Source organism: Gordonia sp. G4 (assembly GCF_057770005.1).
The window spans coordinates 1,339,773-1,363,817 of sequence record NZ_CM173442.1; the positions used below are offsets into that span (position 1 = coordinate 1,339,773).

The window sequence follows — 24,045 nt, forward strand, 5'->3', positions numbered from 1 at the left end:
GGTCAGCCGCGCGTCAGAACGCGCGCGACGCGGTCCAGATCGGCGAGCTGCTCCTCCCGCGGAGCCTCCCACAGCTTCTTCGGCAGCTTCTCGAGATCCTTGACAGCCGCCTCGGCGTGATCGAGCGCTTCGGTCGCCTCGTCCTCGCCGAGGTCCACCGACGCGATGAGCCGGTCGTCGAGTTCAAAGACCGCGTCGTCGAGCCGGTTGCGCGCCGCGACGAGTTCGTCGTCGTGCGGGATCGCCGGGTTCGCGTGCACGTCCGCGATGGCATACCGAATCCGCCGATGCAGCAGCGCTTCTCGGGTGTTGTCGGTGGCCCAGCTATCGGGCGCGCGGCCCGGTCGGCCGGGAATCAGGTCGGTGGATCGCGCGAAGGTGCGCACTCGTTTGTCCGAGTCGTACGCGAACCAGGCGGCGCCGCCGAGAATGAACAGTGCGACCACCACGGTGGCCACGATGATGATGACCGCGATCATGTGGTCAGCCTACTCAGGACGACTGCACTCCTTTGGGCGCCTTTCCCGACATGAAACCGAACAGGTATCCGGCGACGCGTCTCATCTGGATCTCGTCGGCACCCTCGGTGATCCGGTAGCGCCGATGGTGCCGGTAGATGTGCTCGAACGGTTCGTGCCGCGAGTAGCCGCGTCCGCCGAACACCTGCATCGCCTGGTCGGCAGCGTCGCAGCACAGCCGATTCGCCTGGTAGTTGCACATCGAGACCTCCGCAGACGCGGCGAACGGCCCGTGGGTGTCCATCTTCCAGGCGGTTTCGCGGATCAGGGCCCGGATCATCGCGCACCGGGTGTGCAGGTCGACGAGCGGGAACTGGATCGCCTGATTCGTCGACAGCTTCTTTCCGAAGGGGGCACGCTCGTTGGCGTATGCCACCGCACGGTCGACGCAGTACTGTGCGGCACCCAGACTGGACGCCGCCTGGCGGATGCGGTTCTCGTTGAAGAAGTGCTGCACGACCTGCAGGCCGGCGCCCTCGGCGCCGAACACCGCGGAGTCCGGCACCCGGACATCCCGCAGCGAGATGTGTGCATGGTCGGTCGGCATGTTGAACGTCCACAGGTACTCCTCGACAGCGAACCCGGGGTCCTGCGGGTCGACGAGGAAAGCGGTGATCCCGCGGGCATCGCCGGGTTCTCCGCTGGTGCGGGCGAACACGATGTCGCGGTGCGCGGCATGGATACCGGTGTTCCACGTCTTCTCACCGTTGATGATCCAGTCGTCGCCGTCGCGGACGGCGGTCGTCTCCATGTAGGTGGCGTCGGAGCCGTGGTCGGGTTCGGTGATGCCGAAGGCGAAGAACTTCGTCCCCGCGGCCAGTCCTTCGACCCATTCCTCCTGCTGCGCGGGCGTGCCGTATTCGAGCATGAGGAGCAGACCGATGTTGTTGCCGACGATGGCGTGCTCGTTCTGCAGATCGCAATGCAGCCCGAGCCCCTTCGACGCCAAGTGCTCGCGGATGATCGCCATCGCCAGGTTCGATCCGTCCCGGCCGCCGAACTCGGCCGGGAAGGGGTAGCGGAAATGACCGGCGGCATCGGCCCGCCGCCTTGCCTCACCGAGGAGCGCTTCCCACTCCTTGTTCGGCAGACCGCCTCGCTCCCAGTCTGTTCGGGAGTCCTCACGCCGGTGGTCGAAGAACCGGATGTTGTCGTCGGCCTGCTCGAGGGGGACGATCTCGGCTTCGATGAAGGCGTCGAGTTCGGCCAGGTAGTCTTTCAGCGACTCGGGCAGTGCGAAGTCCACGATGAACCCTTCTCGGTTGGGATCGGATGTCCGGCGGTCACGGATGAGGGACCGCGAAGTACTTGGGGTTGGCGACGAGGAGTCGGGCCCGCACGTCGGCGACGACGGCGGCGCGGACCTTCTCGTCGGTCCCGTCGAGTTCACCGGACCACAGCGCGTCACAGAGTGCGCGCTGGTCGGCGATTCCGAGGGCGCTCAGGCGTTGCGCACTCGCGGTCGCGTCCTCTGCCGCTCGGAGTGTCTGCCGACGCACGACGTCGACGACGTTCCCCGCCACCCTCGTGTGGAAGCGGACCTGCGGTGACAACTCCGCCTGCACCGCATCGGACCGCAGGAACTCGGCGACCGCTTCGAGCAGTTCGACCGCGCTCGGCGAGCCGTAGACACCGTCGTTCGGGTCGGGCGTCGACGACCCGATCAGCGGATCGGGCACCACCTCGGGTGTCACGAGGCCCAGGTCGAGCAGGGCGTCGAATTCCTGTTCCGCACTTCGACGTCCGATGGCGGCCAGTTCCACCGACCGTTCGACCCCGTCGAGATGTCGCGCGGCCTGCACCGCGCAGATCAGTCCCCACTTCACGGTCGCGTAGAGCTCCCACCAGCGCAGCGCGGCTTCGGTGGGACGCCAGCCCGCCTCTCGCGCATACGCGTCGAGCAGCGCGTCGCGGCTTCCCATCCCGGCCACCGGCGACGATCCTCCGAAGCGCCACGCTTTCGCGCACAGCCAGCCGAGGTCCTCGACCGGGTCGCCGAGGTGGACGAGTTCCCAATCGAGCACTGCCGCAATACCTTCGGCGCCGACGAGGAGATTGCCCAGCCGAAAGTCACCGTGCACGAGGCATTGCCGCGGTGACGGTTCGGGGCGGTTGTCGGTGAGCCACTGGGTCGCCAGCACCAATCCCGCGGGCATGGACTCGAATTCGCGTGGGAACAGTTCCCGCAACCCGTCTATGGGATCGGCGAGTTCGGCGAGACCGGGCGTCTGGGCCACGTCGACCCGGTGGATCCGGGCGAGGATCCCGCCGCACTGATCCACGAAGCGGGCACGCGCACCGGCGTGAGCGTCGTCCCGCAGTATCCGACGGGGGATGGACTCTCCCTCGATGAAATTCATTGCCAGATAGGGAAACCCCAGGACATTGCCGTCTTCGTCGAAACCCGCGTCGAGGATCTCCGGCACCGGGACGCCGGCATCGGCTGCAGCGCGCAGGACCTGCGCCTCGGCGTGCAGTCCGCCGTCGTCGGTCGCTGCCGGGACGGCGCGGATGATGATCGGCTCGGACCGTCCCGAACTCTCGACGAGGGTGGCGGCGTATGTGGCGCGACTCGCGCCCGCGGGCAGCAGCCTCGCGGACTCGACCGAGATCGGGGTACCGCGCTTGCCGGCGAGTCGGGATGCGATCTTCGCGGCGACACCGCCTGCTTCCGGTACTGCCACGCCGATCCGTCCCTTCTTCGCCGTCGCCTGGGCGGGTGTAACCGCCACCACAGCGAAGCTAGCACGAGATCTGAATCCGGCCTCAGAAATTCGGTGCCGAAGTCTCAGAGGTCGGGCGTCTGGAACTCCGGCTGGTCGATGATCCGTACCCACGATCCGTCGGATCGCCGCGCCACCACCTGTGCGCGAGCACCGGCGCCGTCACGCGGCGGCGTCGAGGTGAGTGCGAGATCGTCCCGGAACATCAACGTCGGCAACGGTGGCTCCGGCACGAACGTGGGCCGGTGCGCGAGAACCGAAGCCCAGAGGTCGCGGATAGCGGCCCGCCCGCGCGTGACCTCTCCGGGCGGATACGCCATCACTGCATCGTCGTCGTAGAGCGAGGCCACGGCGTCCGCGTCCCCCGCATTGGAGTACTCGACGAACAGCCTGGTCAGATCCTCGGGCGTGCGTGCGATCTCGTAGTCGGTCATGACAGCTCCTCTCGGTGTGTTCCCACCCAGCGTCTCCCCAACGCCCGAATAAGTCCAAGTGATGCTGCGGATGCCGACTATCATTGACAGTTATGGAACTCCGGCAGCTCGAGTACTTCGCGGCCATCGCCGCGGAAGGCAGTTTCACCGCGGCTGCGGCGCGCGTGCACACCACCCAGCCGAACATCAGCGCGCAGATCCGCACCCTCGAACGGGAACTCGGTTCGGCCCTCTTCGACCGGTCCGCTCGTACGGTCCGCCTGACCGACGCCGGGCGGGCAGCACTCCCCGCAGCGCGGCGCGCGCTCGCCGCTGCCGACGACGTCGCCCGAACCGTCAGCGAGGTCGCCGGACTGGTCCGCGGGAGCCTGGCGGTCGGGATGGTCGAGGGGTGCACGATCGCCCCCCTGTTCGCAGCCCTGGGCACCTTCCGGACGACTCACCCGCAGATCGAGCTGAGCCTCCGCGAGTCGCCGTCGACCGAGTTGATCGCATCGATAGAGGACGGTCGCCTCGACGTCGCACTGGCCGGATACGGCGGCGAACTCCCGCCGGGAGTCGCCTCCATGACCATCATCGCCGAGCGCGTCGTTGCCGTGATGCCCGCGGACGGTCGCTCCCCTCGCCGGCCGGTGGATCTCGCACTGCTTCGCGACCGGTCGCTCATCTGCTTGCCCCGCGGCGCGGGCATCCGAAGTGTCTTCGACGCGGCGGCGGCTTCAGCGGGCGGACCCATCCGGCCGGCCATTGAAGCTTCCTCACCGGAAGCGATCATCGGGTTGGTCTGCAGCGGAATGGGAGTCGGCATTCTCAGTGAGTCAATCGTCGCGGATGACGAACGTGTGGCCGGGGTTCCGATCCGCGACGTCGACGGCACCGCGCATCTCGGCTTGCTGTGGGGTTCGAAACCGTCCGCTGCTGCGGCGCGTTTCGTCGAGGTGGCCACGGATGTGTTCGGAGGAGCCGAATGAGGATGGGGGCGGAACAATGCCACCCCCGGCGTGGGCGACCGGCAGACAACAGGATCGCCGCTTTCCGGCGGAGAAGTGATACGGATGTGACTGCAGTGCACTGCTGTTGCCAAGAAGCGAATCGTCGCCGAAAATAGCTACACAGCACTGGTTTCCGCGCGGATAGGTTGTGGAGAAACCTCGTAACCGAACACATGTGGATCTCCTGATCTGAAAGTGGGCGGTTTTCGGTCAGTTTCGATGTGGGAGTTCTGGGCATGCGCCGCCCCTGGTGAGGTTCGCCATCGCGATCAAAGCGTCGGGAGTGTGAAATCCGTACGACCGCTTTGTCAATGACCGCAGATGGCAGTTCGTTGCTTCGACTCGCGCATTGCTCATCTGACACTCGACCGCGTTAAAGATCTGGACCTCACGTTTACGGATACTCGGCGCCAGGGTGCGAATCTCTGGTATGTCACAAGCCTCCGCCTTCTTCAACCACCGCCGCAACGGCGCCCAACATGACAAGTAGGCACCTGAAAGTATGTGCCGTATCTCTTCTTTCATCTGATACGCACGGGCCAGCACACTGTTGGCATCGCTGACCACGATGGACTGCAACCGCTCCTGGTTCTCGGTGAGGCTGTCAGGATTCTTCAACAACGCCCACCTCAACCGGCCACGTTCCACCTTCGACAAGCCGGCTATCCGACTCATCACCCGAGACCGGCACCGGTCCAACGCCTGATTGACCCACTGCAGCACATGAAATGGGTCCATACACCAGTACGCCCCCGGCGCCTGCTCGGCGAGGACCGCACCGATGTACTCGGCGCCATCAGCACTGATATGGGTGATCCTGCGTGCGCGCACATCACCCAGTTCATCAAAGAACCGCTCGATCGTCTCCTTTTTGGCGCCCTCACCCGCCCATACCAACTGACCTGTGTCATGATTGACCACGACAACCAGGTACCGGCGGCCCTTGCGATAGGCGATCTCATCGATACCGATGCGCCGCAACCCGTTCAAGCGTTTAGTGAGTCCGACATGGTCGTCGACCACGCGCTCGACGATACGAGATACCGTCCGCCAGGAGACCCGCAGATAGGCACTGACCGCGGTCATCGGGGCGTGCGCGCACAGCCATGCGACGGTGTCGTCGAACGCCCTGGTCATCTTCGCTTCCGGACGTGCCCACGGAACCAACTCAGTCTTCACATCATGGCGAGGACACTGCACACGCTTGGCGGGCAACTCGAGGAAGCACCGCCAACCGCCCATGTCGAGATGTCGCCACCGTCGCGGCGCCGCAGGTTGATCGTAACCAGGGCAGCGCTTCTTACATTGCGGGCACCGTGATCGTGCGTTCTTGTGCAGTTCCAGCGACACGACCACCATCTGCCCGCGGTCATCCTCATCGAACCTGACACCCACAACACGGGCACGCTCGATTCCGAGCAACTTCTGCAGTACTCTGACAGTGCGCAACGCCCACTCCTTTGGTCTTGTTCTTCGCAAATCAAAACCTAAGCGAGACTGGGCGTTGCGTGCGTTAGGCTCGCGAAAAGGAACCCACTTCGACGTCAGAAGAGCCACACATGTTCCCGTACAGTGGAGTCATGCCAGAGCTCGCCACCCTGCTCGACCAGCTCATCGAGACCACCACGCCCACCGACGATCCCACGGGCAGAGCGACTTTCGACGCGCTCGACACCCTCCGGCTGATCCGCAACATCGTTGACCACCAGATCCTCACGCATGCAGCAGAACTCGATGAACTCGGAGTCGCACAAAAGGCCTGTGGGACCACCAAGAAGGTATTGATCGAGATGGGCTACGCACCCGCCGCGGCTCTACGCGCCATGCGAAGCGTCGACGCTCTCCCGACGCTGCCCACCCTCGCCCGTCACGCCGCCGACGGACGACTCTCCTCCGAAGTCGTCGATGCCATCGTCCGCGGCATCAGCCAGATCGAGAAACGTTGTCGTGAAGCGCTTTCAGACGATGAGCGCTCCCAGTACGAGATCGAACTCATCGCCCAAGCACTATCCGGTGCGACGCCGACGCAAGTGCTTCAACACGCCCGCGCGATCGGTAACACGATTGCCGACGCGACCGACACCGGTATCCCGGCCGCCGACGATCCATCGCTGAACACGGTCAATGCCCACACCACCGACGACGGCCGTGTCGACATCCGAGCCGACCTCACCCAGGTGGTCGGCGAGAAGTTCCTGTCCATGATCGACGAACGATCCTGCCCGCGACCCGAACCCGACGGCGCCGACGATCGGCGCACTGCCGAGCAGCGCCGCGCCGACGCGTTCGAGTTGATCCTCGACCAAGCCGCACTCGGCGCCACACTCGACAGTGTCGGATCTCCCCGCACCCAACTCATGCTGACCATCCCCGCCACCGGCGCTGATCCCGCCACCATGCCGTGGACCGGACCGGTCAGTCAGGCCGTCGCCAAACAGGTGTCCTGTGACGGGTCGCTGACAGAGATCATCCTCGACGGCGAAGGCGTACCGCTACAGATGGGGCACACCCACCGCCTGTTCCCAGCACATCTGCGCAGGGCGGTCATCGTGCGAGATACCTGCTGCATCAAATGCGGTGCCCCACCGTCACATACCCAGGTTCACCATGTCGCGCACTGGGCAGACGGCGGTCCCACCGATCTCGACAACGGTTGCCTGCTCTGCCAACGCTGCCACACCCAGGTCCATCACCACGGCTGGGACGTAATCCTCGGCTTCGACCGACATCCCTGGCTCGTTCCTCCCGCCAGCATCGACCCACGACGCCGACCGCTACCCGCCTACAACCGACGAACCATGCGACTCAACGACGCCGCCTGACCCAGACCCGCCCAGCCACACTCGGCCCACCCACACATTCGTGTAGCACCTTCCGCACCCGAGCCCAGCTCGGGACCGCGTCCGTCCCTTGACAACTCCAGAGTGAGGGCCCAAGTCTCCGTTCCTACTGCCCCGCTACAACGGCTGTGCCCGACGCACCTGGTCGGCGGCGCGCGCGGCGTCGAGTTCGACATCGCTGATCAAGACCGCACGACCGAGACTCAAGGTTCCCGACGTCAGCGGCTGCGCCCGCAATCCACCCCGGCCGATCAGGGCCTTGCGCACGCCGTCGCCGGCGACGGTGTCCATCCACGAACACGGATGCGCAGGACGCCCACCGCGGAATCGAATCGGGCCCGCCCCCGAGTCCAGCTCGAACTCCCGGCCACGCAGCGGATCGAGTTCGACCCCGCGCACCACGACGTTGCGCCGAGCCAGAACCGGGTCGGCGTCCCCGGCGGCAGCGGACCAGGCTTCGAGCGCGAGAAACGTCACCGCAGCCTCGGTATGCGCGCGGACCCCGAAGAAGCGGTCTCCGCGAATCCCCTTGTCGGCGACGACCTCCACGATCTCTGGTGTGCGGGTCTCGACCTCGCCGGCCGGGCCGTCCTTGGGCCGGCCGAAGTAGGCATGCTTCGACGAGACGACGAACATCACTATCTCGCAAGAGTACTCGTAGGTCACCGCACCTCCCGTCGGATCACGAGGCCGGGGGTGAGGGACGAGCATCGGCGGCCGTCGCATCGTCCGGCGTCTTCACCACCACGCTCACGGGATCGGTGGGCTTCCCGGCGATGAGGTCGCCGATACTCAGTCCCCAACGGCCCCAGCGGTCGTCGAAGCGCTTCGCGCGGGCCCGGGCCTTGTCCGTCTTGGCCGGTGAGTATCGACGGCGGGCCCAGGCCGAGTGCGGCCGTGCGAGCCGGATCGCACCGGCCCAGGCGAACACCGGGATGAAGACACCGACGATGGCCGTGGAGAACTTGCCCTTCAACACGCACAGGAACGCGCACGCGACGTTGATCGGGACAGTGGCCACCAGAGCGACGGGACCGAGCTCCACATCCGCGTCGTCGAGGGGGTTGAATCCGAGTACCGCCATCCCCAGCGCGGCGACCGTCAAGGCGACCACCTGAACCGAGAGTTGGCCCTCCGGTGACCAATACACGTCCTGCAGACGGAGGATCAGCGCGAACTCGTCGAGGACCAGAGAGGCGCCGACGCCGATCAGCACCGCACTGATCTCCGCGCCCGGTGACGCCCCGTTGACACCCACCGAGACGAAGGCGCCGACGATCGTCAGGATCAGGCCCGGCACCATGTGGTGCACGTGGACACCGTCCGACACGTTGTTGCGGAAGGGGCCTTTGCCCGCCCGGATGAGTCGCGTGATCACCCGCGTGACGATGAACGTGACGACGAACGACGCGAACAGCAGGAACAGCGGAAGTCGTTGGTGCGTGAGCTCGTCCAGGAAGTTCACCGGGCCACCGCTGCCGTCAGCCGGGGACGATGCCGGTGCGGCGCTGCTCGATGATCAGGCAGCGGTCCTCTACGTACAGGAGGCCGGCCTCCTCGGCGATCGCCCGCGCCTCCGCCGAACGGATCCCGAGTTGCAGCCACAGGGCGGTCGCACCCGACGCGACGGCCGCCCGTGCGACATCGGCGCACTCGGGACCCGGGCGGAAGACGTCGACGAGGCCGACCTGTTCGGGGACGTCGGCAAGAGTTCGGTACACCTTCTCGCCGACGATCTCGTCGGCCGCAGGGTTCACCGGGATGATCCGCCAGCCCCGGCTCTTCATGTAGGCCGGGACCTCGTTGGCGGCTTTCGACGGATTCGCGCTGGCGCCGACCACGGTGATCGCGTCGTAGGTGGACAGGATCTGCTCGACGACATCGTCGGTGTTGATGCTCGGTGTGGTCATCCCACGAGTGTAGGTGGGTTCGGAGTTCTCATCGGAGAACTCCGTGCACGACCAGTGCACTGAGCTGATCGGCCCACGCGGTGTCGAATTCGCGGTCGTCGAGCAACAGTGCGTGCAACATCGCCGCCCCGCCGACGGCCTCGATGAGCCGGTCCGGATCCACATCCGGGTGCACCTCGCCGCGCTCCACCGCGACCACCAGCCGGCCACGCAACGCGCCGAACACGTCCGCGAAGCCGGCGTGCACGCGCGCCGCGAGCTCGGGTTCGGCAGCCATGTCCGAGATGAGCCCGGGCAGTGCGGCGCGGGTCACCGGGCTGGCGAACAGATCGCGCGCCGCCGCCACCATGATCCGGAGATCGGCCTCGACCGCACCCCTGGACGGCGGTAGCCGCGCCATCCGGGAGAACGCCACATCGTGCACCAGCTCCGCCTTGCCCGACCAGCGGCGGTAGAGCGCGGTCTTCGTCGTCCCCGCGCGATCAGCGATCGCGGCCATCGTCAGCTTCCGGTATCCGACGTCGACGAGTAGCTCCGCCGCGGCGTCGAGCACCGCCGAGTCGATACGGAGGTCACGCGGACGCCCCGAGGCAGCTCCTGTCGTCTCAGCGCTCATCGCCCACCTTCCCGTCGGAGATTTCCCGAAGTCGCTGCGAACCGCGCGACCGTTCTGATGTCATAACGCTACTCACCGTAGCGAATCTGTCGTTAATGATCTCTGGGGGTGCCCATGGCCACCGAACCCGCCGTCGAGCAGGTCGACCACCTGCAACGCTCCAGCCGGGACAACACCTCGGTCCCGGACACGCTCGCACGCTGGCTGGCCGAGCAGGACGACACTCCCGACGCCGCGCCCGAGGTCACGGTGGCCGCCGGCGTCGACAGCAACGGCATGTCGTCGGAGACCATCCCCGTGTCGGTGTCCTGGCCCGGGGAGCCCACCCGGCACTGGGTGATGCGGATGGCCCCGTCGAGCGCCGACGTCCCCGTCTTCCGCTCCTACCGGATGGATCACCAGTACGAGACGATGCGGTTGATCGCACGGTTCAGCGACGTCCCGGTCCCCGCGGTCCACCACCTCGAGCCCAGCGGCTCACTGCTGGGTGCGCCGTTCTTCCTGATGGACCGATGTGAGGGCGAGGTCCCGCCCGACGTGATGCCGTACACGTTCGGCGACAACTGGTTCGGGAACGCCGCCGAGTCCGACCGCCGCCGCGCCCAGGAGTCGGTCGTCGGGGTGATCGCCGACCTCCACTCCATCCCCGACGCGGCGCGGCACTTCGGCTTCCTCGCCGACGACCTCCCCGCCGGCGACACCCTCCTCGCCCGTCTGCTCGCCTGGCTTCGGGATTGGTACGACTTCTCGGTGGACGGAATCGGTCGGTCGCCTCTGGTCGAACGGGCACTCGCCTGGCTGGCCGACAACTTCCCCGACGATGTCTCGAGGACCGAACCTGTTCTGTCCTGGGGTGATTCACGTATCGGGAACGTGATGTTCGTCGATTTCACCCCCACGGCGGTCCTCGACTGGGAGATGGCGCGTACCGGTCCGCGCGAACTCGACATCGCCTGGGTGGTGTTCGCGCATCGCGTCTTTCAGGAACTGGCGACGATGGCGGGCCTCCCGGGTCTGCCGGACCTGCTGCGTGAGAACGACGTCCGCGACACCTACCGGCAGCGGACCGGCGTCGAACTGGGCGACCTGCGCTGGTTCTACGTGCACGCGCGGTGCAGTGGTGCTGCGTCTTCATGCGCACCGGCGCCCGCCGCGTGCACTTCGGCGAACTCGAACGCCCCGACGACGTCGACGGCACCCTGTTCTACCACCGACCATTGCTCGAACGACTCCTCGAGGAGGACTGACCGCATGAGCCGATCCGGCCTGGGACCGATGGACGAATATCCCATTCATCAACTACCGCAGCCGATCGCGTGGCCGGGCAACAGCGACCGGAACTTCTACGACCGCGCCTATCTGAACGCGCACGACCGCAGCGGCACCATCTTCCTCATCACCGGCATCGGGTACTACCCCAACCTCGGCGTCAAGGACGCCTTCGTCCTGATCCGGCGGCGGAGGCCCGACGGCACCGACACCCAGACCGCTGTGCACTTCGGTGACGCCATCGACGACAACCGGCTCGAACAGCGCGTCGGCAACTATCGATTGGCCGTCGACGATCCGCTGCGCACCCTCCACCTGACGGTCGCCGAGACCGAGGGCATCGCCCTGGATCTGCACTGGGAGGGCCTGTTCGACGCCCTGCTCGAGCAGCCGCACGTGATGCGGCAGGGCTCGAAGGTCACCCTCGACGCGCAACGGTTCGCGCAGGTCGGCAGCTGGCGCGGATCGATCACCGTCGACGGTGAACACATCGACGTGGACCCGTCGACCTGGGTCGGGACCCGCGACCGCTCGTGGGGAATCCGGCCGGTCGGTGAGCCCGAACCGGCCGGACGGCCGTCGGACCCGCCGTTCGAAGGCATGTGGTGGCTGTACGTCCCGATGGCCTTCGACGACTTCCAGCTCGTCGTCATCATCCAGGAAGACCCCGACGGTTACCGCACGCTCAACGACTGTTCGCGCGTCTGGAAGGACGGGCGCGTGGAGCAACTCGGGTGGCCCCGGGTCTCGGTCGACTACGCACCCGGCACCCGGGTCCCCACCGGCGCCACGATCTCCACAACCGGCGCGGGCGGCTCAGAAGTGACGCTGACGGTCCACTCGCTGCTCCCCGTCCCGATCCACGTGGGCGGCGGATACGGCGGCGACCCCGACTGGGCCCACGGCGTCTGGCGTGGAGCGGACTTCACCGAACGCCACACCTACGACATGACCAGCGCCGAGATCGTCGGGCGCATGGCGTTCGGGGTGATCGACCACGTCGGACGCGCCGAATGCCGTGAGGCCGACGGCACCACCCGCACCGGATGGGGACTCTTCGAACACGGGGCACTGGGCCGGCACGACCCGTCGGGATTCGCCGACTGGCTCAGCGTCGCGCCGGGACCCTGAATTAGGGTATCCTAACTCGCATGGCGATGAACCTGCTGCACCGTTGGGGCTGTCGTTCTCGTCCATGGGCCCTCGTCAGCCGACGCTTTCTCCTGCCCTTCGCACTCGACGACGCGCTCCTCGGGGACTCGGTGCTCGAAATGGGTCCCGGTTTCGGCGCCAACACCTCGTATCTCGGTTCACACGCGAAGACGGTGACCGCGGTGGAGATCGATCATGCGTTGGTCGAGCATCTGCGCCGGCGCTATGCCGCCCACGAGCGAGTCCTGATCGTCGAGGGTGACGCTACGGGTACCGACCTGGATGCCGGCGACTACTCGTCGGTCGTCTCCATGGCCATGCTCCACCATGTTCCGACGGCGGACTTGCAGGACGCCTTGTTCGTCGAGGCCCGCCGCCTCCTAGCTCCGGGCGGGGTGTTCGTGGGCGGAGACGGAAGCCCGACAACGCCGTTCGCCCTGATGCACATCAACGACACCTACAACCCCATTCCGCCGGCGTCCCTTCACGATCGACTGGTGCACGCCGGCTTCGTCGACGTGCGGGTCGACACGTCACCCGTTGCGTTCAGGTTCCGCGCACGAACGCCACGCTGAAGTCCGCACACCGAGAACGCAGACCTCCCGGCAACTACCGGCTTTGATCGGTGGTGGCGCGAAGTCGATATCCCATGCCACGAACCGTCTCCAGTCGATGCGAGCCGATCTTGTTCCGGAGCGCCCGCACATAGACGTCGACGACGTTCGAGGCCGGGTCGAAGTCGTAACCCCAGACGTGGCCGAGGATCTGCTCGCGGGACAGCACCTGATCGGGGTGCCGGAGAAACACCTCCAGCAGTGCGAATTCGCGCGCGGTGAGATCGATCGTGTCCGTGCCCACCCGCGCCCGCCGCGACTTCAGATCCAACCGCAGATCACCGGCGGCCAACAGGTTCTCCGACGCGACGGCCGAGTCGTCGACGAGCCGGAGCCGGATGCGGGCGAGCAGTTCGGCGAACTGGAAGGGCTTGGTCATGTAGTCGTTGGCCCCGCCTTCGAGCCCACTCACCGTGTCGCTCACGCTGTCTCGGGCGGTGAGCACGACCACCGGCGTCGTGATCCCCTCGCCTCGCATGCAGTACAGCACGTCGAACCCGTCCATCGACGGCAGACCGATGTCGAGGACGACCATGTCGAAACCGCCGCCGCGCACGGCTTCGAGCGCCGACAGTCCGTCGGACACGTGCTCGGTGCTGTACCCCGCCGCACGCAAGCCGTTGCCGATGAACGAGGCGATCCTCGCGTCGTCCTCGGCGATCAGAACACGGCTCATCGCCGTTCTCCTTCTCCTGGCGCCGACTGCGCGGCGCCGGCGTACGAGTTGTCGGGGGCCGGGACGTCGATGCCGAACGTCGCACCGTGACCCGGGATGCTTCGCACCCAGGCAACGCCATGATGGGCGTCGGCGATGGCACGCACGATCGCCAGACCCAGGCCGGCGCCGGCCGAGTGCTCCGGTGCCGACGCGCTCCGGCCGCGCTGGAAACGTTCGAAGATCCGCGCCGCGTCCTCCTGCTCGATGCCCGGACCGTCATCGGTGATCCAGATCGACAGGTGGCGTTGCGTGCCCGCACCGGCGAACCGTGACCCCAGCTGGATCACGGAGCCGTCGTGCGTGTGGCGGACCGCGTTCGACGCGTACTGCAGCATCGCCTGGGTGATCCGCTCGTGATCGACGGTGCACGTCCCCTCGGCAACCTCCATGAGCAACCACTGCCGATCACCGAGCGGCTGCACCTTCGACTCGATGTCGAGCATCAGCTGAGCCGCATCAGCCGTCCTGGCCACCACGAAGTCGGGTTGCTCGGATTTCGCCAACAGCAGCAGGTCCCCGACGATGCGCCCCATGCGACCCAGCTCGCTGTCGACGAGGTCGAGCGTCTTGCGTCGTTCCTCCGGATCATCGGGCAACAGCTCGAGATGACCGCGCACGACCGTGATGGGTGTGCGCAGTTCGTGGCCGGCGTCGTCGACGAACTGACGCTGCGTCGTGTAGGCGTCCTCGATGCGGTCGAGCATCGCGTTGAACGTCTGCGCCAGCGCGGCCACGTCATCACGTCCGATGACCGGCACGCGTGCGGTGAGGTCGTTCTCACTGATCTCCGCGGCGACCACCCGCACGCTGCGCACCGGCGCCAGAATCCGGCCGGCGACCAGGTAGGCGACACCCGTGGTGACAATCATGCCGGCCAGGCCGACGATCGCGAGGACCCGCATCGTGCGGTCCACCAACTCCCTCCCGGGATCGGTGTAGATGCCGACGATGAACGTCCCCGGCTGCGCCGCCGCCGGGTCGGCCGGGGACGCACCGACCGGCTCCAGATCGACCTTCCCCCAGCGGATCTCACCGTGGTCGGTCATCAGCACACCGGCCGGACCGGTCTGAGCTCGCAGCTCGTCGAGCACCCGGGGTCCCTCGCCCGCAGCGGGCCATGCATTACCCGGCAGTTCCAGGATCTCGGTGTCACCGACGACACCGGCCATGACCTCGCCCTGCCCGGCAGACTGCCGGGACAGGAACACCTCGAGCAGCCGTGACACCGAGGTGAACGGTTCGGTGGTCGTCGGGTCGACCCCCTCGGCCGCGAACGTCCGGAACTCGCTGGCCTCCTGCGCGACGTCATGATTGGCCCGGCTGTCGACGTCGCGGAGCAGCAGGTTGCGGGTCACCACGAACACCACCGCCAGCAGCAGGAACGTGGTGAGCATGATCCAGGCCGTGATACGCCAGCGCGCCGAGAGCGCGGGGCGCTGTCGCACACCCACGCTCTCGGCTGATCTCGGCCCGTCGGCGTCGTCAGTCGTCCTGGTCGTCATCGATGCCATCGTCCCAGTCGTCGCCCTGGTCATCCCGGTTGTCGTCCTGATCGTCCCAGCCGCCGCGATCGTCGTCGCAGTCGTCGTCGCGGTCGACCGCCCGGACGTCGCACCAGTCATCGTCGTCGGAGTTCAGATTCGGCGGGACTGCCCGCTGGACCGGCGCACCGGCCGGGATCTGCGGAACCGGCGCCGGGGCCGGCGGGGTCTGGGCCTTGGGCGCCGCGGTCTGGGCCGTCTGCGACGCGACATCGACCGGCACCGCGTCGGACGCCAGGTCGGGCTCGGGCGAACGGATGAGGAAGAAGCTGGCGGTCACGACAGCGATCGCAAGTGCACCGAGAGCGAGGGTGGCGAGTACTCGTGAGATCTTCATGCCGACGACTCTGTCGGACTCCGGTGAGCCGCCCATGAGTCGTAGATGAAGGTTTTTTCATCTACGGGTCGCGGCGGTCCAGTCCGTTCAGGAACTCGTCGATCCGCGGCCAGGTGTACTCGACCGCGGCGGACCCGGCGATCAGCCCGAGATGACTGGTCTCGACGGTGGTGAAGTCCACGTGCGGCGACCCCGCCAGAAGTTCGACCCCGTGATGGGCCGCCGCCCAGCTGACGATCGCGTCCCGGTGACTGCCGAACAGCGCGACCGGTACCGCGACCTCGGCGAGATCGACGACGCGGCCGTCGAAGTCGAGCACGCCCTCGGCCAGCTCGCCGCGCATGATGAAGTTCTCCCACATCTGCTCGGACACCTTGCCCGGGTAGCCGGGCATCGTCTCCTGGAACCGGTCGATGGCCTTCATCCGCGCGAGGGCGTCGGGGTCGTCGGCGTTGCGCAGGATGTACCCGGGCTTCTTCAGTTCGCGCTGCCACGCCGTGCCTCGGTAGGCGAGGCGCACCAGCGGCGCGGGAATCCCGCCGAGTGCGCGCAGGACCAGCTTCACCGGTGTCGCGCCGACGGGCCGCATCACGTTCTTCACCAGCGAATAGGGCGGGACCTTGGCGTAATCGAGCGGAGTCCCGACCGCGACCACCGAGGCCAGCGGCAGATCCGGGTTCGCGGCCGCGGTCAGCAGGGCGATGGTCCCGCCGATGCTCCAGGCCAGCACGTCGACGTCGGCGGTACCCGACTTCGAGCCGGACTCACGCCGGTCGTCGGTGCCGTAGAAGTCCGCGACCGTCGCGGCGACGGCCCCGGGGACGATGTCGTCGAAGAAGTCGGCGAACCCCAGGTGACGGTCGGCGCGGGTCATGTCGCCGAAGTCGAGCACGTAGGGGACCCGGCCGGTCGACAGCAGGAACTGCACCACGGACAGTCCCTCGGCGAGGTCGTAGCACGCCGTCGACACCGCGAGCGGCGGGATCAGCAGCACCGGCCGGCGTCCGGTGCCGACGGCCGCGACCACCTCGTCGTCGCTGCCGTACCGCCGCAGTGTGCGATGCGGTCCGTCGGCGATGAGCGTGTGCGGGGTCTCGTGCGACTCACCGATCTGTCCGCCGCGCGCCAGATGAACCAGCGTCGCGACGCCGTCGAAGCCTCCCACCACTACCTCCCAGTCGTCACCCGGGGACATTCAACACACCCCGGTCGGGCCGGGTCCGGGCGGGGTACGACCGTTTGGTGCGGCACACCTGCGGGTATCGCACCTGACGAGGCACCGCTGCCCTAGGCGGTGCGCATAGGAGGTACACGAGCATGGCCGAAGAACTCAACGGCACCACGATCGCCTTCCTGGTCGCCTCGGAGGGCGCCGAGCAGGTCGAACTCACCGAGCCCTGGAAATCGGTCGAGGCGTGCGGCGGAAAGCCCGTCCTGGTGTCCACCGACTCGGGGACCGTCCAGGCGTTCAACCACCTCGACAAGGCCGACACCTTTCCGGTCGACCTCACCCTCGAGGACGCTCGGGTGATGGATTTCGACGCGCTGGTCCTGCCCGGCGGTGTCGCGAACCCCGACTTCCTGCGTACTTCGGAACCCGCCGTGCGATTCGTGCGCAGCTTCTTCGACGCGGGCAAGCCGGTCGCGGCCATCTGCCATGCGCCCTGGACCCTCATCGAGGCCGACGTGGTCCGCGGGCGGACGCTCACGTCCTTCCCGAGCGTGCGGACCGACGTGATCAATGCCGGCGGCACCTGGGTCGACGAGGAGGTCGTGACGTGTCGAGACGGTGACAACGTTCTGATCACCAGTCGCAAACCCGACGACCTGGCAGCGTTCAACGCCGCGATCGTCGCCGAAGTCGCCCACAGCAACGTGGCGAGCTGACTTCCCGCGCGGAGGAGCCTCAGACCACGGACACCGGCGCCGACTCCCGGCCGGTCAGGGTGAGCAGCACCTGCTCCCCCTGGCCGGTGAGTGCTGCCGTCGCCACTGCGGTCGACAGGGCCGAGGCGAGCACCGACGCCGGTAGCGGGATATCCGCTCCGATCGCGCGGGAGATGTCGAGGCCGTGCACCGCGAGTTCGAAGGTCCGGGTCGGTAGATAGTCCGACAGCATGATCCCGCCGAACGGTGTCGTCAGCGGACGATCATCCGCTCCCGCAAGGACTTCGACGGCCTGCGCCCGACGTTCCCGCACCCTGGTTCGCGGATCGCCTCCCAGTGCCAGGCCGGCGTCGACTCCGCGCCGGCGGACCTCGGCGGGGTCGCCGTAGCCGCGGATGGAAGCGAAATACTCTGCGGTGGAATGCAACTCGACATCCGAGCTCGGCTCGGCAAGGTAGCTGACGACGGTGGTCAGCGATCGACTCGCGTGCCCCACCAGCGATCGCAGCGACCACTCGCCGAGTCCGGGACCGTCCCACATGTCGTCGCCGATCAGGTCGACCACTTGCGTCAGATGCTCGGCGCCGGCCGTGAAGTCGTCGATCGCGCGCGGCAGTGCCCCCTCGCTCATCCCTCAGTCCTTCGTGCCGGTGGTCGTCGGCGACTCTGCTGCGCTCGCGATCGCGATCTTGCGGACCCGGTCGTACAGGAAGGCGATCGTCGCGGCGAAGACGATGACGCCGAGGATCTGTGCCCATCGCTCGAACCCGTCTCCGACGATCGCCAGTGCCGAGTCGTCGCCGGTCGCCGCGACGATCCCGGCGAAGACCACGCCGAAGAGCGCCTCGCCGACGATCAGACCGGTGGCCAGCAGAACGCCCATTCGCTTCTTGTGTTCGACTGCGCCACCGCTGCGTTCGGCCCACCGGTTGTAGAAGTGGCCGATGAACGCACCGATCGGGATGACCAGGACCACCGACATCGGCAGGTACATGCCCATGCCGACGGCCAGCGGCGGCAAGCGGAATCGCCCTGCGCGGCCGAGAAATTCGTCGATCACGATCACCACGGCGCCGATCAGCGCCCCGATACCGATGAGTCCCCAGTTCAGGTCCGCCCCCAGCACGCCCTGCGCGAGGGTCGTCAGCAGGCCGGCCTGCGGTGCCGCGAGCGCGTCCTCGGTCGCTCCCGGCGCACCGACGAACCCGAAGGCCTCGTACATCAGCTGCAGGATCGGCGGGATCACGGCGGACCCGAACAGCACACCGATGATCAGGGCCACCTGCTGTTTCCACGGGGTCGCCCCGACGAGCTGACCGGTCTTGAGGTCCTGCAGGTTGTCGTTGGAGATGGTCGCGACACCGAAGACGACCGCGGCGGTGAACAGCGTGTAGGCGATGAGCGCGTCGGTCTGCGAGGCGTCCGCGGGCCCGAAGGTCAGCTTGACGAGCAGCGCGGCGATGAGGACCACCAGGATGCCGACACCGGAGATCGGGCTGTTCGACGACCCGATGAGGCCCGCCATGTAACCGCACACCGAGGCGACGGCAAGTCCGATGACGAACACGAACACGATGCTGACCGCGATGATCCCGGTCGCATTGCCCTCCAGGACGGTGTCGTGGACGAAGTCCCACAGCAGGAACCCGATCGGGACGAGCAGCACGAGGATGCTGCCGCCGACGATGTTGATCGGCATGTCCCGCTCGGTGATGTCCACCGTCACCCCCTCACGGCGCGATCGGGAGGAGACCATGGCCGCCCTGATCCCACGCACGATCGGACCGATGACCTTGATCAGGGTCCAGATGGCCGCGATGGCGATCGCCCCGGCACCGATGAGCCGCACGTCATTGGCGAAGATCTCGCCGACCGCATCGCCGAGATCCTCTCCCGCCGTGCGCCCCTGGGTCTCGATTGGCAGCAGCACGACGTAGGAGATCACCACCCCGACGAGCATGGCGATGCCCACGGTCACCCCGACGAGGTGGCCGATGCCGATCAGCGACATCGACAGACCGGCACTGAACAGCGTTCCGCCCGTGCCGATCTTGATCGTCGTCGAGATCGAGTCGGAGAGCAGCTTCAGTTTGGTGAGCAACGCGAAGGCGGCCGACGCGACCGAGCCGAGAACGATCGTGCGCAGGCCCGCCTTGTTCTCGGTGGCACCGCCCGCGGAGTCGCCGACCTTCAGGACCTCGGCCGCCGCAACACCTTCGGGATAGGGCAGGTCGGATCCGGTGACCAGCGCGCGACGCAGCGGGATGGAGTACATGACGCCCAGGATTCCGCCGATCGCGCAGACCGCCATCGTGATCCAGTACGGGAAGCCCGTCCACCACCCGATGATGACCAGACCGGGGATGACGAAGATGATCGCCGACAGCGTCCCCGCCGCGGACGCGATGGTCTGGACGATGTTGTTCTCCACCACCGAGTGGTTCGCGAAGTACCGGAGGATGCTCATCGAGATGACGGCCGCCGGGATCGCGGTGGCGAAGGTGAGGCCGACCTTGAGTCCGAGATAGACGTTGGCTGCGGTGAAGACCAGCGTGATGATCCCGCCGAGGACGGCTCCTCGAAGCGTCAGTTCCCTCAGGTTCGCCGTGGCCGGAGGCGCAGTGGCCATCGTGTCCCTCCCAACAGTCGGGTCCTGCGACCGATGGTCGTTCGGACGGTGGATCATCATCCGGGCGTTCGTCGATTCACCTTAGGTCCGGGTGTCCACTCGCGCAGGGGCTTCCCATGTAGGCGGAGGTCGGTTCGCGCGTCGAGCCGAGGCACGATCCGGCCGGCCTGTCCGCAATGCCTGTTTCCCGCGCTCGACCGGACGGCCGGGCCTCCCGCCGTTTCATCGTGCTCCGGTAGGGCATCATCTAGTCATGGGCGAAGGCAAGACCGAGCAGTCTGCCCGCACTCGTGCGCTGCTGATCGGCTCGGCCGAGAAGCTGATCGCCCTCAACGGCGTGGCAGCCGTCTCGAACCGCCAGATCAGCAAGGCGGCCGGTCAGGGCAACAACTATGCCGTCGGCCACCACTTCGGTTCCAAGGACGATCTTCTCCGCGCCACGCTCACCTCGCACAACGTCCCGATCGAACGCCACCGCCGCAAGTGTCTGGCGGAGGTCGGACCCGACCCGGGGGTCCGCGACTGGCTCGGCTGCCTCGTCGGGCCGGAGGTCGAGTATCTGGCGCAACTCGGTGCACCCAGTTACTTCGCGCGGTTCTTCGCCCAGGTGTCGAGTGACCCGTCCGCGACAGTCCTGCTCTACGAGGAGACGGCGAGATCGGAAGCCCTCTTGACGATTCTCGACCGCTTCTACGGCAGCTTGCCGACCTTCCCCGACGACGTGCTCGCGGTACGCAACAACCTGACGCGCCACATGATCGTCAACGCGCTGGCCGACATCGAGCGGGCAGCTGAGATACCGGCGCCGGGAGCGGAGCGAGCGGGCCGAACAGACCCGGCGGCGGGAGCGGCACCCCAGACCTGGCAACATCAGCGCGATCTCGTCGTCGACGCGCTCACCGGCATGTGGCTCGCGCCGGTCACCCCACCGTGATCGACGGGTTCGTCCGCCCTCCCGTCGTCACGGCTCAGATCACCGTGCCGACGTCCTCGGCGACGATCCGGTCGAGTGCACGCTCGGCCACCGCGGCGATGGTCATCGAGGGATTGCACGCCGCGGTGTTGCCGGGCATCAGTGCGCCGTCGATCACGTAGAGCCCGCGCTGGCCCTCGACCCGTCCCTCGAGGTCGCAGACCGTGCCCATGTTGGCCCCGCCCAGTGCGTGCCAGGTCGACGGGAACACCGCGTTGGTGTCGGTGAGGATGGCGTCCGGCCCGGCGATCCGCCGAACCATTCGGTCGATGTGCTTGGTCTGGATCTCCGAGTCACCCTCGTGCGGCCAGCGGATCAACGCATCCCCGATCGTCGAGTCGTAGGAGATGACACCGCGACCCGAGCTCACTCCGAAGCCGACCATCATCGTCGTGCCGGTGTAGACGGGCAGCGGCGGAAGGGATGCCTGGATGACGGTGAACGCACTTTTCGGGTCACTCCAGTTGGGACTGCCGAAGACGACCGGACCGCCCTGCACCGTCCCGAAGTCGATGCTGGGGCTGGTCCAGGTGTAGATCCGGTCGGCGTTGGTGCCCCACCCGTGCCCCAGACCATCCGGCAGGTCCGGCACGGTGCCCGTCGCGCGTGCCTTCACCAGCAACTTGGTGGTGTTCACACTTCCCGCGGACATGATGAGGGTCCGTGTGATCAATTCCTTGTGTTCCACCACTTTTCCGGACTCGTCGGTGCGTTCGACCTCGAGGGACCACCGGCCGTCGGGTCGGCGGGAGACCTGCCGAACCGTGTGCAGGGTGCGGACCTGCACGCGCCCGGTCGCCTCGGCCTGACGGATGTAGGTGACGTCGACGCTGTGCTTGCCACCGTTGTTCACGCCGATGGCGCCGTCGCCGTTGGTGTACGCGGGCTTCATCTCGCCGCGCAGTTCGGCTGCGGCATAACCCCAGTCGATCGGCATCGGGATCTTCTGCAGCGGAAGGCCCTCGGCCCTGACCCTCTTGGCGAACTGTCGCGGTGCCAGATATTGGGGAGAACGGACCACCGAGTCGGGCGCCACCGCGACCTTCAGCATCCGCGCGACCCTCGGGTAATGCACCCGGTTCAGCAGTTGCCAGTCGAGCGCGTCGGGAAAGTGCTCGTTGAACACCGCTTCGCTCGGTTGCAGGGTCATGCCCTGGTAGACAAGCGAACCGCCGCCGAGTCCGGCCGGGCACAGTGCGGTCATGTTGGCGCCGGCGACCGACTCGAACAGTCCCACATAGGGTTCGACGCTCAGCGGCTTGCCGAAGAGATTCGGGGTCGACTCGTGCCACAACATCCGCTTGTCCGGACTGGACGCACGCGGGAACGTCTCCGAGTTCGGACCCGTCGACCACCGTCGGCCCCGCTCGAGCAGCAGGACCGGCACACCGGCCTGCGCGAGGCGAAGCGCCGCGACGCCACCGCCGAAACCCGAGCCGACGATCACCACCCGATGCTCCTCGCCTGTCCGCCGAATTCGCCGCGACGGATCAGCCGACGCCGGACCGGCGCCGGCGACGACGGTTGTCGCCGCTCCCGCCGCGGTCATCGCCGCCGCTCGAAGGAAGGTACGTCTCGTCGGTGACACCCCGGTCATGGTTCTCCTGTCGTCGGTGCGCGAGAAAGCCCTCGCCGCATGGCATTTCGTTGATCTCGAGAGACGGGGAGACCGGTTGCGGGTCGGGGACTCCACGGAGGACGTGCCGGGGCGTGGCCGTCGGGACACAGGATTTGCCATGACCGTCCGCTGTGTCAAGCGCAACTTCGGTGAGCAGCAGTGATCTGGGCCATGGCCGGCGTAACCCTTGACAACCCCATCAGTCATGTGACTGAATCGTCCCCGGGCGTGGATGGAGCGGCGATCGGATGTCGCAGATGATTCGCGGGCATGGTTGCGGCGGAGTACTTCTCGCGTGGACCGGGGTCAGGACCGCTTGCACGGTACCGACGAGCAAGGGAGAGGAACAGGGTATTCGCCGAGCGGGCGGCGAGGACCAGCGTTGTTAGGATGGCGCGACCATTTGTCGCGGCCGGGGAGCTCCATGTCTGATCATCTGCAGGGCAAGACCATCATCATCACCGGCGCCGGAGGCGGTTTCGGCAAGGTCATCGCGGAGATGTGCGCGGCGCAGGGCGCCAACATCGTCGGTGTCGACATCGACGATGCCGGACTCACCGGAGCCGTCGAGGGCATCGTTGCCGCGGGCGGATCGGCTGTCGCACACCTCGCCGATGTCACCGACATGGACCAGATGAAGGGCGCCGCGGCGGTGGCGGTGGATCGCTTCGGCGCGATCGACGTGCTCGTCAACAATGCCGGCGTCATGCCGCTGGCGTTCTTCGCCGACCACGCACGGGCCTGGGAGAAGTGGCACAAGGCCATCGACATCAACATCAAGGGCGTCGTGAACGGCATCTCCGCCGTGTACGACCAGATGATCGCGCAGGGTCGCGGTCAGGTGGTGAACATCGCGTCGATCTACGGCAACGGCGGCTTCGAGGGCTCGGGGGTCTACAGCGCGACCAAGGCGGCGGTGACGATGCTGTCGGACTCGTTGCGCATCGAGGCGAAGGGCAAGATCAAGGTCACGACGGTCAAACCCACCGGCGTCGCCGGCACCAACCTGGCGAGCTGGATCGTCAACGACCGCGCGATCCGCGGAATCGTCGGACAGCGCGCCGCGTCGTATCGCGAGCACATCACCGAGTTGATGCAGGGCACGCTGCCCGCGGAACTCACCGACGTCGACTCGGTGAAGTACTGGCTCATCACCCCCGAGGATCTCGCACGGGCGGTCGTGCACGTCATCGACCAGCCGTGGGGGATCAGCCTGTCGGACGTGACGGTGCGGGCCAGTGGCGAGGACTACCTGTACTGAGTCCGGAACCGGG

Annotated in this window: 23 protein-coding genes and 1 pseudogene; 8 read left to right on the forward strand and 16 right to left on the reverse strand. The window is 67.0% G+C overall.

Annotation, left to right across the window (positions count from 1 at the left end; translation table 11 throughout):
• Positions 1-2: 2 nt before the first annotated feature.
• From AC3B5T_RS05900 to AC3B5T_RS05915, 4 genes are all read right to left on the reverse strand, one after another.
• Positions 3-479, reverse strand: coding sequence for a hypothetical protein (locus AC3B5T_RS05900; protein WP_010844459.1), 477 nt, complete (start codon positions 477-479; stop codon positions 3-5).
• Positions 480-492: 13 nt separating this feature from the next.
• Entirely contained in the window at positions 493-1,764 is a 1,272-nt protein-coding gene (locus AC3B5T_RS05905) for an acyl-CoA dehydrogenase family protein (protein ID WP_010844460.1), read from the reverse strand.
• Between the two features lie 37 nt (positions 1,765-1,801).
• Positions 1,802-3,202 (reverse strand): phosphotransferase family protein, encoded by a 1,401-nt coding sequence (locus AC3B5T_RS05910; protein WP_488358753.1) that lies wholly within the window; start codon positions 3,200-3,202, stop codon positions 1,802-1,804.
• Positions 3,203-3,306: 104 nt separating this feature from the next.
• Positions 3,307-3,675 carry a YybH family protein gene (locus AC3B5T_RS05915; RefSeq protein WP_488358423.1) on the reverse strand — a complete coding sequence of 123 codons (369 nt, stop codon included), beginning with the start codon at positions 3,673-3,675 and terminating at the stop codon, positions 3,307-3,309.
• A 92-nt stretch (positions 3,676-3,767) separates the two neighbouring features.
• On the opposite strand from AC3B5T_RS05915, the gene AC3B5T_RS05920 reads away from it, so the two are divergent.
• Positions 3,768-4,646 (forward strand): LysR family transcriptional regulator, encoded by an 879-nt coding sequence (locus tag AC3B5T_RS05920; protein ID WP_488358424.1) that lies wholly within the window; start codon positions 3,768-3,770, stop codon positions 4,644-4,646.
• Between the two features lie 231 nt (positions 4,647-4,877).
• On the opposite strand, the gene AC3B5T_RS05925 is transcribed toward AC3B5T_RS05920, so the two are convergent.
• On the reverse strand, positions 4,878-6,116 hold the full coding sequence (locus tag AC3B5T_RS05925; protein ID WP_165629364.1) for an ISL3 family transposase: 1,239 nt from the start codon (positions 6,114-6,116) through the stop codon (positions 4,878-4,880).
• Positions 6,117-6,226: 110 nt separating this feature from the next.
• On the opposite strand from AC3B5T_RS05925, the gene AC3B5T_RS05930 reads away from it, so the two are divergent.
• The gene (locus AC3B5T_RS05930) at positions 6,227-7,489 is read left to right on the forward strand and encodes an HNH endonuclease (protein ID WP_010844463.1); all 1,263 of its coding nucleotides are present in this window, start codon (positions 6,227-6,229) and stop codon (positions 7,487-7,489) included.
• Positions 7,490-7,624: 135 nt separating this feature from the next.
• Here the strand turns inward: AC3B5T_RS05930 and AC3B5T_RS05935 are convergent, their stop codons facing one another.
• The 4 genes from AC3B5T_RS05935 to AC3B5T_RS05950 are packed head-to-tail and all read right to left on the reverse strand — an operon-like array spanning position 7,625 to position 10,033.
• Entirely contained in the window at positions 7,625-8,173 is a 549-nt protein-coding gene (locus AC3B5T_RS05935; protein WP_081637239.1) for a molybdenum cofactor biosysynthesis protein, read from the reverse strand.
• Positions 8,174-8,189: 16 nt separating this feature from the next.
• Positions 8,190-8,972: a hypothetical protein gene (locus AC3B5T_RS05940; RefSeq protein ID WP_010844465.1), complete on the reverse strand. Its 783-nt coding sequence runs from the start codon at positions 8,970-8,972 to the stop codon at positions 8,190-8,192.
• 16 nt (positions 8,973-8,988) lie between these two features.
• Entirely contained in the window at positions 8,989-9,417 is a 429-nt protein-coding gene (locus AC3B5T_RS05945) for a CoA-binding protein (RefSeq protein WP_193748629.1), read from the reverse strand.
• A gap of 28 nt (positions 9,418-9,445) precedes the next feature.
• Entirely contained in the window at positions 9,446-10,033 is a 588-nt protein-coding gene (locus AC3B5T_RS05950; protein WP_488358426.1) for a TetR/AcrR family transcriptional regulator, read from the reverse strand.
• 114 nt (positions 10,034-10,147) lie between these two features.
• Here AC3B5T_RS05950 and AC3B5T_RS05955 point away from each other — a divergent pair.
• The 3 genes and pseudogenes from AC3B5T_RS05955 (at position 10,148) to AC3B5T_RS05965 (ending at position 13,029) form a co-directional block, all read left to right on the forward strand.
• A pseudogene (locus AC3B5T_RS05955) lies at positions 10,148-11,280 on the forward strand (phosphotransferase family protein).
• Between the two features lie 4 nt (positions 11,281-11,284).
• Positions 11,285-12,433, forward strand: coding sequence for an Rv3169 family protein (locus tag AC3B5T_RS05960; RefSeq protein WP_010844469.1), 1,149 nt, complete (start codon positions 11,285-11,287; stop codon positions 12,431-12,433).
• Between the two features lie 20 nt (positions 12,434-12,453).
• Positions 12,454-13,029, forward strand: coding sequence for a class I SAM-dependent methyltransferase (locus tag AC3B5T_RS05965; RefSeq protein ID WP_010844470.1), 576 nt, complete (start codon positions 12,454-12,456; stop codon positions 13,027-13,029).
• A 34-nt stretch (positions 13,030-13,063) separates the two neighbouring features.
• Here AC3B5T_RS05965 and AC3B5T_RS05970 read toward each other — a convergent pair whose 3' ends face one another.
• The 4 genes from AC3B5T_RS05970 to AC3B5T_RS05985 form a co-directional block, all read right to left on the reverse strand.
• Positions 13,064-13,744: a response regulator transcription factor gene (locus AC3B5T_RS05970; RefSeq protein WP_010844471.1), complete on the reverse strand. Its 681-nt coding sequence runs from the start codon at positions 13,742-13,744 to the stop codon at positions 13,064-13,066.
• A complete protein-coding gene (locus tag AC3B5T_RS05975) occupies positions 13,741-15,288 on the reverse strand; it encodes a sensor histidine kinase (protein ID WP_488358427.1) in 1,548 nt (515 codons plus the stop codon). Before AC3B5T_RS05975 ends, AC3B5T_RS05970 begins: the two co-directional genes overlap by 4 nt.
• Positions 15,269-15,664 (reverse strand): hypothetical protein, encoded by a 396-nt coding sequence (locus AC3B5T_RS05980; RefSeq protein WP_488358428.1) that lies wholly within the window; start codon positions 15,662-15,664, stop codon positions 15,269-15,271. The genes AC3B5T_RS05975 and AC3B5T_RS05980 overlap by 20 nt, the downstream gene beginning before the upstream one ends.
• A 61-nt stretch (positions 15,665-15,725) precedes the next feature.
• Positions 15,726-16,829, reverse strand: coding sequence for an alpha/beta hydrolase (locus AC3B5T_RS05985; protein WP_010844474.1), 1,104 nt, complete (start codon positions 16,827-16,829; stop codon positions 15,726-15,728).
• Positions 16,830-16,981: 152 nt separating this feature from the next.
• On the opposite strand from AC3B5T_RS05985, the gene AC3B5T_RS05990 reads away from it, so the two are divergent.
• Complete coding sequence (locus AC3B5T_RS05990) at positions 16,982-17,551, forward strand: type 1 glutamine amidotransferase domain-containing protein (RefSeq protein ID WP_010844475.1); 570 nt, start codon at positions 16,982-16,984, stop codon at positions 17,549-17,551.
• A gap of 19 nt (positions 17,552-17,570) precedes the next feature.
• Here AC3B5T_RS05990 and AC3B5T_RS05995 read toward each other — a convergent pair whose 3' ends face one another.
• Together AC3B5T_RS05995 and AC3B5T_RS06000 are read right to left on the reverse strand one after the other, a co-directional pair.
• Positions 17,571-18,182, reverse strand: a complete 612-nt coding sequence (locus tag AC3B5T_RS05995) for a maleylpyruvate isomerase family mycothiol-dependent enzyme (protein WP_010844476.1) — start codon at positions 18,180-18,182, stop codon at positions 17,571-17,573.
• 3 nt (positions 18,183-18,185) lie between these two features.
• A complete protein-coding gene (locus AC3B5T_RS06000; protein ID WP_035718162.1) occupies positions 18,186-20,180 on the reverse strand; it encodes an OPT family oligopeptide transporter in 1,995 nt (664 codons plus the stop codon).
• A 253-nt stretch (positions 20,181-20,433) separates the two neighbouring features.
• Between AC3B5T_RS06000 and AC3B5T_RS06005 the strand changes: the two genes are divergently transcribed.
• Positions 20,434-21,114 (forward strand): TetR/AcrR family transcriptional regulator, encoded by a 681-nt coding sequence (locus tag AC3B5T_RS06005; RefSeq protein WP_010844478.1) that lies wholly within the window; start codon positions 20,434-20,436, stop codon positions 21,112-21,114.
• 34 nt (positions 21,115-21,148) lie between these two features.
• Here the strand turns inward: AC3B5T_RS06005 and AC3B5T_RS06010 are convergent, their stop codons facing one another.
• On the reverse strand, positions 21,149-22,750 hold the full coding sequence (locus AC3B5T_RS06010; RefSeq protein ID WP_055475961.1) for a GMC oxidoreductase: 1,602 nt from the start codon (positions 22,748-22,750) through the stop codon (positions 21,149-21,151).
• A 445-nt stretch (positions 22,751-23,195) separates the two neighbouring features.
• Here AC3B5T_RS06010 and AC3B5T_RS06015 point away from each other — a divergent pair, with 445 nt between their 5' ends.
• Positions 23,196-24,032 (forward strand): SDR family oxidoreductase, encoded by an 837-nt coding sequence (locus tag AC3B5T_RS06015; RefSeq protein WP_010844481.1) that lies wholly within the window; start codon positions 23,196-23,198, stop codon positions 24,030-24,032.
• The last annotated feature ends 13 nt before the right edge of the window (positions 24,033-24,045 follow it).